Source organism: Streptomyces sp. NPDC021019 (assembly GCF_044333295.1).
GTDB lineage: Bacteria > Actinomycetota > Actinomycetes > Streptomycetales > Streptomycetaceae > Streptomyces.
Genome location: NZ_JBIRQR010000010.1, coordinates 1 through 13873 on the forward strand (window position 1 = coordinate 1; position 13873 = coordinate 13873).

Below are 13873 nucleotides of genomic sequence, written 5' to 3' on the forward strand. Positions count from 1 at the left end.
AGGGGGGACCCTGTGGGAGAGTAGGACGCCGCCGAACAATTTTTCCGGGAAAGCCCCGCACCTTTTGGTGCGGGGCTTTCCTGCGTTCCGGGACCGATCGGCGACCCATGCGCCCGTGCCACCTTGGTGGGCTCCGCGCGAACGAGGGGCGTCCAAGAGTCACGACTCCGGCCGGCCTGGATTATGAGCATCCCCGGATCCCGTGTATGGTTTACCTCGTTGCCACAGCGCAACGAGGCCCCAATAGCTCAGTCGGTAGAGCGTCTCCATGGTAAGGAGAAGGTCTGCGGTTCGATTCCGCATTGGGGCTCAGAGAAAAGCGAAAGGCCCCCGCCGCTGGCGGGGGCCTTTCGCGTTGAGGGTCAGACGCGGGGCGGTTCCGGGACACGCATGGCGAGGATCGCCATGTCGTCCGAGGCCGGTTCCGCCGCGAAGCGTTCCACGGCCCGCAGAATGCGTGAGGCGACGGCTCCGGCCGTCAGGCCCGTACAGGTCGACAGGACGTCCGCGAGACCGTCGTCGCCCAGCATGCGGCTTCCCTCGCGGCGTTCGGTGACGCCGTCCGTGACGCACAGGAGGACGTCGCCCGGGTTGAGGACGACCTCCTGCTCGTACAGGTCGAGGTCCTCGATGACGCCGAGCAGGGGCTGCGGTTCCGCGGCGGACTCGACGGAGCCGTCCTGGCGCAGGCGCAGCGGCAGCGGGTGGCCGGCGCAGACGACCTTCAGGAGGGCGCTGCCGTCCTCCTGGGGCCACAGCTCGCCGTACAGGAGGGTCAGGAAGCGGCTGCGGGCACCCTCGTCGAGGATCGCCGCGTTGAGGCGCTCCAGAACCGCCGGACCGCCGAAGCCCTCGCGGGCCAGCAGGCGCAGGGCGTGGCGGGCCAGGCCGGTGACGGCGGCGGCCTCGGGCCCCGTACCGCAGACGTCGCCGATGGCGAAGCCGTACGCCCCGTCGCTGATCGGGAAGACGTCGTAGAAGTCGCCGCCGACCTCATTGCCCTCGCCCGCGGCCCGGTAGATGACCTCGATCTCGACGTTCGGGACGTCGGGGAGGCCCGGGGGCAGCAGGCTGCGCTGGAGGGACTGGCTGATCGCCATGCGCTCCGAGTACAGGCGGGCGTTGTCCAGGGCCAGGGCGGCCCGGCGGGAGAGGTCCTCGGCCAGTTCCAGGATCTCCTGGCGGAAGTGGTCGTCCGAGGGCTTCCCGAGCGTCAGCATGCCGATCACGCGGTTGCGGGCGACCAGCGGAAGGACCACCGTTTCGCCGCCGACGGCCTGGGCCGTGGCGAGGATGGTGCGGGTGGCCGTGCTCATGCTCAGCGGCGCGTCGTGCTGCAGGCTGCGGGTCGAGGTGGTCAGCGCGGCACGGTGACCGGCCTCCGAGGGCGCGGCCCAGACACGGGCGCCCGGGGTCGGTACCGGATCCGGCGGGGCGATCTTGGAGAGCAGGGCCTTGAGCCCGTCGATGAGGTCCTCGTCCTCGTGGAGCACGTAGGAGAGGTACGGCTCGGAGGACTGGTCCGCGATCGTGTAGACGGCGCACCAGGTGGCCAGCGTCGGGACCGTCATCTGGGCCATGAGCGCGAGGGTCTGATCCCGGTCCAGCGTGCCGGCCAACAGGTCGGAGGCCTCGACGAGGAAGGACAGGGAGCCGCGGCGCAGCCGTTCCAGCTCGCCCAGACGGGCGGACTCCACGGCCAGCGCGATGCGGTCGGCGGCGAACTGGAGGCGCAGGGCCTCCTCGTTGGTGTAGCGGCCCGCCGCTTCCGCCGCGACGCCGAGGGAGCCGGTGAGGCGGCCCTCGACCTTCAGCGGGACCGTGACGACCGAGCGCATCCCGGTGTCGGTGAGCAGGGGCACGGCGCCGGGGACGGCCGTGAGGTCCTCGTGGACGGCCGGCATCCGGGCGGAGCCGTAGCGTCCCGTTCCGGCTTCCACGGGGACCCGGGCGAAGCGCTGGCGGGCCGAGGGGAGGCCCGTCGTGGCGCGGACCTCCAGCTCCGTCTCGTCATCCGTGGCGAGCAGGAGGAACGCCGCGTCGGCGTCGAGCATGTCGCGTGCCCGCTCGACCGTCCGCTGGAGGAGGCCGTCGAGATCGTCGGGGGCCGGGGAGCCGATGAACACCTCGAACGGGTCCGCGGTGCGGTTGTCGGAGGAGGCGTCGGAGACCGGGGCGCGGACGGGGGACTGGAGCACGGCGCGCTCGTCGTCGCGGACGAGGAGACAGACCGTGGAGGGTTCGCCGTCGGTGTCGCGGACCCGCAGGTGCGAGGAGTAGACGGCGATGGTCCGGCCGTCGGCTCCGCGGATTCCGTAGCTGCCCTCCCAGCGGGAGAGCTGGAGGGCGTCGGCGATGCCGGTGTTGGTCCCCGGGGTGTGCGGCCAGGCCACGAAGTCGGTGAACTGCTTGCCGGTGACCTGTTCCGCGGTGTGCCCGAAGACGTACGCGGCGTCGTCGTTCCACGCGCTGATCGAGCCGGTGCTGTCGATCTGGACGACGGCGACCCGTACGCGCTGGTCGGTGACGGGGAGCAGCGAGGTGGGCAGGACCGGGCCGGCGGAGCGGATGCCCACGGGACGGTCGGGCAGGTCCAGCTGGAACCAGACGTGCTTACGGGTGGGGGAGTACTCGACACCCCAGCGGGAAGCCAGTGCGGCGCAGAGCAGCAGACCGCGGCCGTTCTCGCGGTCGGGGCTGCCGAAGTCGAGGCCGTTGCTCTGGAGCGGGACCTCACGTTCCGGGTAGTGGTCGGCGACCTCGACGCGGACGCCGTCCCCGCTGCGCAGGCACAGCACGTCGGCCGCCGTCCCCGCGTGCACGACGGCGTTGGTCACGAGCTCACTGGTGAGGACGACGGCGTCGTCGACGACATCGTTGTAGCCCCACCCCTGAAGCGTGTCCCGGACGAAGGCGCGGGCGGTCGCGACAGAGCGCCCGACCGGTGCGAAGGTGGCGGCCGCGCGCGCGGTGATCACAGCACTCCCCATATGGTGTCTCGTCGCTTCCCCGAGTCCTGTGCCCGTTTATCGCCGCTTCGATTCGCTTGCCAGGCTAGACGTTCGTCGAGGGTGCCGGTTACACGAGGGCCGAGTTCGGGACAGGACGGTCTTGTAGTGGTGCGCGGGCGCACAAGTATGGACTCCGGGTGCAAGGGATGGGGGGCAACCGGGACAGGTTGCCCGCCGACCGGTCCCGGCCTGGTACGTTGCAACGATTTGACGTCCGCCCGGTCGCCCGTTGACGGTGTGCTGTGGCGGTGAGCCAAAGTGGAACTGGGCAAGCTTCCTTATAGGCCCGAGTGAAACGGTCAACCCCTGCGGGAGGGACACGGTGGAGTCTGGCGTGGCGGCGCAGGGTTCGAAGGCGCGTACAAAAGGCGGACAGTCCGTGAAAAAACAGCGCAATGGCACCGTCGAGGTCGACGCGGCAGCTCTGAACAGACTGCTCGCGGGACTCGTGGCGATGCGCGACGGCAACTTCCGCCGGCGGCTCACCGTCTCCGGCGACGGTGTGATGACGGAGATCTCCGCCGTCTTCAACGAGGTCGCCGACCGGAACCTTCACCTCACCGGTGAACTGGCCCGCGTACGGCGCGTGGTCGGCCGGGAGGGAAAGCTCACGGAGCGGCTGGAGACGGGCGCCTGCGAGGGTTCCTGGGCCGCCGCGATCGACGCCTCCAACGAGCTCGTCGACGATCTCGCGCGACCGGTCTCCGAAGTGGGCCGGGTGCTGTCGGCGGTCGCCGACGGTGATCTGGAGCAGCGGATGGAGCTGCGGTCGCACACGACGGACGAGACGGTCCGGCCGCTGCGCGGTGAGTTCCTGAAGGTCGCCCGTACGGTCAACAACCTGGTCGACCAGCTGTCGGTCTTCACCGAGCAGGTGACCCGGGTCGCCGTCGAGGTGGGCACCGAGGGCAAGCTCGGGGGGCAGGCGCAGGTGCGTGGGATGTCCGGGTCCTGGAAGGACCTCACGGACTCCGTCAACACCATGGCGTACCGACTGACGGCCCAGGTGCGGGACATCGCGCTCGTGACGACGGCGGTCGCCAAGGGCGACCTGTCGCGAAAGGTCACCGTCCATGTGGCCGGTGAGATGCTGCAGCTGAAGAACACCGTCAACACGATGGTCGACCAGCTGTCCTCGTTCTCCTCCGAGGTGACACGCGTCGCCCGTGAGGTGGGCACGGAGGGCGAGCTGGGTGGTCAGGCGACCGTGCCGGGTGTGGCGGGCGTGTGGAAGGACCTCACCGACTCCGTCAACACGATGGCGGGCAACCTCACCTCTCAGGTACGTGGTATCGCGGAGGTGACGACGGCGGTCGCCAGCGGTGACCTGACGCAGAAGGTCACGGTGAGCGCACGCGGCGAGGTCGCGCAGCTCGCCGAGACGATCAACCAGATGACCGAGACGCTGCGCACCTTCGCGGACGAAGTGACGCGGGTGGCGAGTGAGGTCGGTGGCGAGGGACTGCTCGGTGGTCAGGCGCAGGTGCCGGGCGCGGCCGGGACCTGGAAGGACCTCACCGATTCGGTGAACACGGTCTTCCGGAACCTGACGACCCAGGTGCGCGACATCGCGCAGGTGACGACGGCCGTGGCCAGCGGCGACATGTCGCAGAAGGTCACGGTCGACGTGGCCGGGGAGATGCTGGAGCTGAAGAACACCGTCAACACGATGGTGGACCAGCTCCAGTCGTTCGGTTCCGAGGTGACCCGCGTGGCCCGGGAGGTCGGCGTCGAGGGCCGGCTCGGGGGCCAGGCCGAGGTGCCGGGAGCCGCGGGGACGTGGAAGGACCTCACCGACTCGGTGAACACCGCGTTCCGTAACCTGACCGGTCAGGTCCGGGACATCGCGCAGGTCACCACGGCGGTTGCGAACGGTGACCTGTCGCAGAAGGTCACCGTGGACGTGGCCGGGGAGATGCTGGAGCTGAAGAACACCGTCAACACGATGGTGGCGCAGCTGTCCAGCTTCGCCGACCAGGTGACGCGGATGGCCCGGGACGTGGGCACCGAGGGCCGCCTCGGCGGTCAGGCGCGCGTGGACGGGGTGTCGGGTACGTGGAAGGAACTCACGGACTCCGTCAACTTCATGGCCGGCAACCTCACCTCCCAGGTGAGGCAGATCGCGCAGGTGACGACCGCGGTGGCGCGGGGTGATCTGTCGCAGAAGATCGACGTGGACGCCCGGGGCGAGATCCTGGAGCTCAAGAACACCATCAACACCATGGTCGACCAGCTCTCCGCCTTCGCCGACCAGGTCACCAGGGTGGCCCGCGAGGTGGGTACGGACGGGCGTCTGGGCGGTCAGGCGCAGGTGCCCGGCGTGGCCGGAGTGTGGCGTGATCTCACCGATTCGGTGAACGGGATGGCCGGAAACCTCACCGCTCAGGTCCGTAACATCGCACAGGTCGCCACGGCGGTGGCGCGGGGTGATCTGTCGCAGAAGATCGACGTGGACGCCCGGGGCGAGATCCTGGAGCTGAAGAACACCCTCAACACGATGGTGGACCAGCTGTCCAACTTCGCGGAGCAGGTGACGCGGGTCGCCCGTGAGGTGGGTACGGAGGGCATCCTCGGCGGTCAGGCCGAGGTCCAGGGCGTCTCCGGTACGTGGAAGGACCTCACCCAGTCCGTCAACGGCATGGCGAACAACCTGACTCTCCAGGTCCGCAACATCGCCGAGGTCACCACCGCGGTCGCCAAGGGCGACCTCTCCAAGAAGATCACCGTCGACGCCAAGGGCGAGATCCTCGAACTGGTCACGACCGTCAACACGATGGTCGACCAGCTGCTGAACTTCGCGGACGAGGTCTCGCGCGTGGCCCGCGAGGTGGGTACCGAGGGCATCCTCGGCGGCCAGGCGCGGGTGCGCGGGGCGACCGGCATCTGGAAGGACCTCAGCGAGAACGTCAACCTGATGGCCAACAACCTGACCAGCCAGGTGCGCAACATCTCCCGGGTCTCCTCGGCGGTCGCCAACGGCGATCTGACGAAGAAGGTCACGGTGGAGGCGCGCGGCGAGGTCGCGGAGCTGGCCGACACGGTCAACACGATGGTGACGACGCTGTCCTCGTTCGCCGACGAGGTCACGCGCGTGGCCCGTGAGGTGGGTACGGAGGGCGAGCTGGGGGGCCAGGCCCGGGTGCCGGGAGTCGCCGGTACGTGGAAGGACCTCACCGAGTCCGTGAACTCCATGGCCTCCAATCTGACCGGCCAGGTGCGGCAGATCGCCACGGTCACCACCGCCATCGCCAAGGGCGACCTGACCAAGAAGATCGACATCGACGCGCGCGGTGAGATCCAGGAGCTGAAGAACACCATCAACACGATGGTCGACCAGCTGTCCTCGTTCGCTGAGCAGGTGACCCGGGTCGCCCGCGAGGTGGGCACCGAGGGGCAGCTGGGCGGTCAGGCACGGGTGCGGGACGTCGACGGCACCTGGCGCGACCTCACCGAGTCGGTGAACGAGATGGCCGGGAACCTGACCCGTCAGGTCCGCGCCATCGCGGCCGTCGCCACCGCGGTGACCCGCGGCGATCTGAACCTGAAGATCGACGTGGACGCGGCCGGCGAGATCCAGGTCCTCCAGGACAACATCAACACGATGATCGCGAACCTGCGGGACACCACCCTCGCCAACAAGGAGCAGGACTGGCTGAAGGGCAACCTGGCCCGGATCTCCGGTCTGATGCAGGGCCGCCGCGATCTGGACGACGTGGCCTCGCTGATCATGAGCGAGCTGACGCCGGTGGTCTCGGCGCAGCACGGCGCGTTCTTCCTGGCGATGGCCACGGGCGACTCGGACGAGGTGGGTCCGGACGACGGTGCGGCCGACGCGTACGAGCTGCGCATGCGGGGGAGTTACGGCTACTCCGCGGGTTCGATGCCGACCTCCTTCCGTCCCGGTGAGACGCTCATCGGGACGGCGGCCGAGGAGAAGCGGACGATCCAGGTGGACAACGTGCCGCCGGGCTATCTGAAGATCTCCTCCGGGCTGGGCGAGGCTCCTCCGGCGCATGTGATCGTGCTGCCGGTGCTCTTCGAGGGCAAGGTCCTCGGCGTGATCGAACTGGCCTCCTTCCAGCCGTTCACCCATATCCAGCGGGACTTCCTCAACCAGCTCGCCGAGATGATCGCGACGAGCGTCAACACGATCAGCGTCAACACCAAGACCGAGAAGCTCCTTGAACAGTCGCAGGAGCTGACCGAGCAACTGCGGGACCGCTCGCAGGAGTTGGAGAACCGGCAGAAGGCCCTCCAGGCGTCCAACGCCGAACTGGAGGAGAAGGCCGAGCTGCTGGCCCAGCAGAACCGCGACATCGAGGTGAAGAACACCGAGATCGAGGAGGCGCGGCAGGTGCTGGAGGAGCGGGCCGAGCAGCTCGCGGTCTCGATGCGCTACAAGTCCGAGTTCCTGGCCAACATGTCGCACGAGCTGCGTACGCCGCTCAACTCGCTGCTGATCCTGGCCAAGTTGCTGGCGGACAACGCCGAGGGCAACCTCTCGCCGAAGCAGGTGGAGTTCGCCGAGACGATTCACGGGGCCGGCTCCGACCTGCTCCAGCTGATCAACGACATCCTCGACCTGTCGAAGGTCGAGGCGGGCAAGATGGACGTCAGCCCGACCAGGATCGCGCTGGTCCAGCTGGTCGACTACGTGGAGGCGACCTTCCGACCGCTCACCGCGGAGAAGGGACTCGACTTCTCCGTACGGGTGTCGCCGGAGCTTCCCGCGACGCTGCACACCGACGAGCAGCGGCTGCTCCAGGTGCTGCGCAACCTGCTCTCCAACGCGGTGAAGTTCACCGACAGCGGCGCGGTGGAGCTGGTGATCCGGCCGGCCGGCGCCGATGTGCCGAACGCGATCCGGGAGCACCTGCTGGAAGCCGGTTCGCTGCGGGACGCGGACGCCGATCTGATCGCCTTCTCGGTCACCGACACCGGGATCGGGATCGCGTCCAGCAAGATGCTGGTGATCTTCGAGGCGTTCAAGCAGGCGGACGGCACAACGAGCCGGAAGTACGGCGGCACCGGCCTCGGTCTCTCGATCAGCCGGGAGATCGCACGGCTGCTCGGCGGCGAGATCCACGCGGCGAGCGAGCCGGGACGCGGTTCCACCTTCACCCTGTACCTGCCGCTGCACCGGGCCGAACTGCCGCCCCAGGGCTACCCCGCGGTGGGTTCCGGTTCCGCCGAGGTGCTGGGCGGCGCGGGCGATATGGGGCAGGGGCAGTCCCCGTCGGGGCAGCCGGCTCCGTTCGGCGACCCGGCCAACTCCGCCGGGATGTTCCGGCGGCGGCGCAAGGCCCTGGAGGACGCGGCCCGCAGGACCGCGCTGCCGGCCGGCCGGACCACGCCCGAGAGCTCCCCGCAGCAGGAGGAGTGGGTGCAGGCGCAGGGGAGCCAGGGCGAGAGCCAGGCGCAGGGCCAGTCGGCGGCGGAGGAGAGGGAGCCCCGGCGGACGTTCCGCTTCCGCGGTGAGAAGGTCCTCATCGTCGACGACGACATCCGCAACGTCTTCGCGCTCACCAGTGTGCTGGAGCAGCACGGACTGGCGGTGCTGTACGCGGAGAACGGCCGTGAGGGCATCGAAGTCCTGGAGCAGCACGACGATGTGACGGTCGTGCTGATGGACATCATGATGCCCGAGATGGACGGTTACGCGACGACGACCGCGATCCGTCGGATGCCGCAGTTCGCCGGGTTGCCGATCGTCGCGCTCACCGCGAAGGCCATGAAGGGCGACCGCGAGAAGGCCATCGATTGCGGGGCTTCCGACTATGTGACGAAGCCGGTCGATCCTGATCACTTGCTTGCGGTGATGGAGCGGTGGATGCACGGAGAGTGATGGAGGTAGGAAGGAATGAGCGTCAGTTGTTGACCGACTGTGCTCGGACGGGTGTGAACTCGCCGTACTCGGGGAACCTTCTGGTCTCCAACCGCGTTTGCGGTATGTGCACAGTGACATCGCGGTGACAGGGTGTGGTGACGGGCGGGGTGCGGCTACCATGACCGGCACAAGGACGGACGGCGCAAGGGAGTCGTCCCCTGGGGCGGCACCCGGTGCATTTCCGGGGCGAGGAGGACGGGCCATGGTGCAGAAGGCCAAGATCCTCCTGGTCGATGACCGGCCGGAGAATCTGCTGGCGCTGGAGGCCATCCTCTCTGCGCTCGATCAGACACTGGTCCGGGCATCGTCAGGGGAGGAGGCGCTCAAAGCGCTGCTCACGGACGACTTCGCGGTTATTCTGCTGGACGTCCAGATGCCGGGCATGGACGGTTTCGAGACAGCCGCGCACATCAAGCGGCGGGAGCGGACCCGGGACATCCCGATCATCTTCCTCACCGCGATCAACCACGGTCCGCACCACACCTTCCGCGGCTACGCGGCCGGTGCGGTGGACTACATCTCGAAGCCGTTCGACCCATGGGTCCTGCGGGCCAAGGTCTCGGTCTTCGTCGAGCTGTACATGAAGAACTGCAAGCTGCGCGAGCAGGCCGCACTGCTGCGGCTCCAGTTGGACGGCGACGGCCACGCGGGCGGCGAGCACGACAAGGAGCCGACCGGTCTGCTGGCCGAGCTCTCCGCGCGCCTCGCGGCAGTCGAGGAGCAGGCCGAAGCGCTCTCCAAGCAGCTCGACGACGAATCCGCGGACGCCGCCGCGGTAGCCACCGCCGCCCACCTCGAACGCAAACTGACCGGCCTGCGCCGTGCGCTCGACGCGCTGGAGCCGGGCACCGGTGGGGGTACGGGCGTGCTGCCCGCACAGAACTGACGATCTCCGGCCCCTCCGGCTCGTCGCGTGCCGCCCGCTGCCGTGAGGCGGCGTCAGTTCCCCGCCTCACGAGGGCGACACGGTCGGGTGAACCAGTAGGCGAACGTATTCACGGGCGACGACAGCGGTAACCTCGGCACCATGGCCTCACGTACGTCCGGCAAGGGTTCCCAGGGCGCGGCGGGCGCCGCGAAGCGCGTCGGCCGTACCCCGGGCCCGGCGAAGAAAGCCGCGCCCGCCAAGAAGACCGCGCCCAAGAAGTCGGCTGCTCCCGCGAAGAAGGCTCCCGCCAAGAAGGCGGCGGTCAAGAAGCCCGCGCCCAAGCCCGCACCGTCACCCACCGGAGGCGTCTACCGCCTGGTGCGGGCGGTCTGGCTCGGTGCGGCGCACGGCGTCGGCGCGCTGTTCCGCTCGATAGGGCGTGGAGCCAAGGGACTTGACCCCGCCCACCGCAAGGACGGGCTCGCCCTGCTGCTGCTCGGCCTGGCTCTGATCGTCGCCGCGGGCACCTGGTCCAATCTCCAGGGACCGGTCGGCGACCTGGTCGAGATGCTGGTGACCGGGGCCCTGGGCCGGCTCGACCTGCTCGCGCCGATACTGCTGGGCGCCATCGCGGTGCGGCTGATCCTGTACCCGGAGCGGCCCGACGCCAACGGCCGTATCGTCATCGGGCTCTCCGCCCTGGTCGTCGGAGTCCTCGGTCAGGTGCACATCGCCGTGGGGTCGCCGGGCCGGGCCGAGGGCACCGAGGCGATGCAGGACGCGGGAGGGCTGATCGGCTGGGCCACCTCCAAGCCGCTGATCTTCATGATGGGCGAGGTGCTCGCCGTACCGCTGCTCGTGCTGCTGACCGTGTTCGGACTCCTCGTCGTCACCGCCACCCCGGTCCACGCCATCCCGCAGCGGCTGCGTCAGCTCGGCGTCCGCCTCGGCATCGTGGAACCGGTGCCCGAGGCCGGCGAGACGTACGAGGACGACGCCGATCGCTACGACGAACAGTGGCGCGAGGCGCTGCCCGAGCGGACCCGGAGGCGTGGCACGCGGCGCCCGGACACGGACCCCGTCCACGACCACGACGAGGCGGAGGCGGAAGCGCTCACCAAGCGCAGGAGGCCCCGCAGGCCCTCCGCGCAGCCCGCGATGAACCGGCCGCTGGACGCGGTGGACGTCGCCGCGGCCGCTGCCGCCGCACTCGACGGGGCCGTGCTCAACGGCATGCCGCCCTCGCCGGTCGTCGCCGACCTGACCCAGGGCGTCTCCGTGGACCGGGAGCGCACCGGGACGCCTGTCCCCGGGGCCCGGGAGGCCGAGCGGGACGGCGCGGGGAAGGGCGGGGCGGGGCGCAGGCAGGACCGGTCCGGTGACGCGCACGACGCGACCGGCGGTGACATGTCCGGCCGGTCCGGCGCCGTTCCCGACCTGACGAAGCCCGCGCCGGAGCGTTCCGAGGGCCTGCCCGCCCGCGCCGAGCAGCTCCAGCTGTCCGGCGACATCACGTACTCGCTGCCCTCGCTCGACCTTCTGGAGCGCGGCGGACCGGGCAAGACCCGCAGCGCCGCCAACGACGTGGTCGTCGCCTCGCTGACCAACGTCTTCACCGAGTTCAAGGTCGACGCAGCGGTCACCGGTTTCACCCGGGGCCCGACCGTCACCCGCTACGAGATCGAGCTCGGCCCCGCCGTGAAGGTCGAGAAGATCACGGCACTGGCCAAGAACATCGCGTACGCCGTGGCCAGCCCTGACGTGCGGATCATCTCGCCGATCCCCGGTAAGTCCGCCGTCGGCATCGAGATCCCCAACTCCGACCGCGAGATGGTCAACCTCGGCGACGTGCTGCGCCTCGCGGACGCGGCCGAGGACGACCACCCGATGCTCGTGGCGCTCGGCAAGAACGTCGAGGGCGGCTACGAGATGGCCAATCTCGCCAAGATGCCGCACGTCCTGGTCGCCGGCGCCACCGGCTCCGGCAAGTCCTCCTGCATCAACTGCCTGATCACCTCGATCATGGTGCGGGCCACCCCGGACGACGTACGGATGGTCCTCGTCGACCCCAAGCGCGTCGAGCTCACCGCGTACGAGGGCATCCCCCACCTCATCACCCCGATCATCACCAACCCCAAGAAGGCCGCCGAGGCGCTCCAGTGGGTCGTGCGGGAGATGGACCTGCGGTACGACGACCTCGCCAACTTCGGCTACCGGCACATCGACGACTTCAACCACGCGGTGCGCAACGGCAAGTGCAAGGCGCCCGAGGGCAGTGAGCGGGAGCTGTCCCCGTACCCGTACCTGCTGGTGATCGTCGACGAGCTGGCCGACCTGATGATGGTGGCCCCGCGCGACGTCGAGGACTCGATCGTCCGCATCACCCAGTTGGCCCGCGCGGCCGGCATCCACCTGGTGCTCGCCACCCAGCGGCCCTCGGTCGACGTGGTGACCGGCCTGATCAAGGCCAACGTGCCCTCCCGGCTCGCCTTTGCCACCTCCTCCCTCGCCGACAGCCGGGTCATCCTCGACCAGCCCGGCGCCGAGAAGCTCATCGGCAAGGGCGACGGGCTCTTCCTCCCGATGGGCGCCAACAAACCCACCCGTATGCAGGGCGCGTTCGTCACCGAGGACGAGGTCGCCGCCGTCGTCCAGCACTGCAAGGACCAGATGGCCCCGGTCTTCCGGGAGGACGTCGTGGTGGGAACGAAACAGAAGAAGGAGATCGACGAGGACATCGGCGACGACCTGGACCTGCTCTGCCAGGCCGCCGAACTGGTCGTCTCCACCCAGTTCGGATCGACCTCGATGCTCCAGCGCAAGCTCCGGGTCGGCTTCGCGAAGGCGGGCCGGCTGATGGACCTGATGGAGTCCCGCAACATCGTCGGACCCAGCGAGGGCTCCAAGGCGCGCGACGTCATGGTGAAACCCGACGAACTCGACGGGGTGTTGGCCGTCATCCGCGGGGAATCCGCTCCGTAAAGGTTTTGTGGGCAACCGTTTCGTACGGTCGTACGTCCAGTTGAAGGGAGGGACGGAACCGTGCTCCTCCCCGCAGCCCGCTCCGTCGCACCCTCACCCGTACTCCCACCCCGTTCGGCCCACTACAGGTTGACCAGTCCTCGATCGGGGCTGTGCTCCGTCCTCGCTCCGCCCCGGAGCCGGCGGCGGGGCCGTCCGGCGAACCCGATGGCGTACAAAGTCGTCCCTCCCGGTTGCCCCTCCCTTTCGTACCCCCCCTAGACTGAACATCCAGCAGGTGGCTCACGCTCGAAAGGCGCCCCCGTGTCCATCGGCAACTCCCCCGAAGACGACCGGCCTTCGATCGGTCGTGCCCTTCAGCAGGCTCGAATCGCCGCGGCTCTGACGGTCGAGGAAGTCAGCAGCTCCACCCGGGTGCGCATCCCCATCGTGCACGCGATCGAGCAGGACGACTTCTCCCGCTGCGGCGGCGACGTCTACGCCCGCGGCCACATCCGCACGCTCGCCCGTGCCGTCGGCCTCGATCCGGAACCGCTGGTCGAGGAGTACGACGCCGATCACGGCGGCCGTCCCGCACCGACCCCCGCGGCTCCGCTGTTCGAAGCGGAACGCATCCGCTCCGAACCCCGGCGGCCCAACTGGACCGCGGCCATGGTCGCGGCCATCGTCGCCGTCATCGGGTTCGTCGGCTTCACGCTCTTCAGCGGCGAGGACGAACCCTCGAACACCGCCCAGATCGCGGAGGGCTCCAAGCCCGAAAAGACCGCGGTCAAACCCACCGCCACCAAGCCCTCCGACCCCAAGCCCGTGCCCTCCGAGAGCGCCATCGCCGCCGCCCCCCGGGACAAGGTGACGGTCAAGCTCAGCGCGGACCGGGGCAAGAGCTGGATCTCGGCCAAGGACCACAACGGACGGCAGCTCTTCGACGGCCTGCTGCTCCAGGGCGAGTCCAAGACCTTCCAGGACAAGGAGCGCATCGACCTCGTCCTCGGCGACGCCGGGGCGATCGAGCTCTTCGTCAACGGCAAGCAGGTCGAGGACCGCTTCGGTCCGGGCCAGGTCGAACGGCTTTCCTACACCAAGGGCGACCCCGAGGCCGGCTGATCCGCCGCCCTCCGCTTCCGC

5 protein-coding genes and 1 tRNA gene are annotated in these 13873 nt (G+C 69.3%); 5 read left to right on the plus strand and 1 reads right to left on the minus strand.

All coding sequences use genetic code 11. The features are described from left to right. Positions 1-237: 237 nt before the first annotated feature. Positions 238-310: transfer RNA gene (locus ACH4RG_RS34010), tRNA-Thr, on the plus strand. A 52-nt stretch (positions 311-362) separates the two neighbouring features. Here the strand turns inward: ACH4RG_RS34010 and ACH4RG_RS34015 are convergent. Then, positions 363-2990, minus strand: coding sequence for a SpoIIE family protein phosphatase (locus ACH4RG_RS34015; RefSeq protein ID WP_397932761.1), 2628 nt, complete (start codon positions 2988-2990; stop codon positions 363-365). 400 nt (positions 2991-3390) lie between these two features. Here ACH4RG_RS34015 and ACH4RG_RS34020 point away from each other — a divergent pair, with 400 nt between their 5' ends. The 4 genes from ACH4RG_RS34020 to ACH4RG_RS34035 all read left to right on the plus strand — a co-directional run bounded on the left by ACH4RG_RS34020 (position 3391) and on the right by ACH4RG_RS34035 (position 13852). After that, the gene (locus tag ACH4RG_RS34020) at positions 3391-8856 is read left to right on the plus strand and encodes a HAMP domain-containing protein (RefSeq protein WP_397925258.1); all 5466 of its coding nucleotides are present in this window, start codon (positions 3391-3393) and stop codon (positions 8854-8856) included. Between the two features lie 244 nt (positions 8857-9100). Beyond that, entirely contained in the window at positions 9101-9784 is a 684-nt protein-coding gene (locus ACH4RG_RS34025; protein ID WP_397925260.1) for a two-component system response regulator, read from the plus strand. 141 nt (positions 9785-9925) lie between these two features. Beyond that, positions 9926-12748 carry a DNA translocase FtsK gene (locus tag ACH4RG_RS34030; protein WP_398540718.1) on the plus strand — a complete coding sequence of 941 codons (2823 nt, stop codon included), beginning with the start codon at positions 9926-9928 and terminating at the stop codon, positions 12746-12748. Positions 12749-13051: 303 nt separating this feature from the next. Then, positions 13052-13852 carry a helix-turn-helix domain-containing protein gene (locus ACH4RG_RS34035; RefSeq protein ID WP_397925264.1) on the plus strand — a complete coding sequence of 267 codons (801 nt, stop codon included), beginning with the start codon at positions 13052-13054 and terminating at the stop codon, positions 13850-13852. Positions 13853-13873 lie beyond the last annotated feature (21 nt).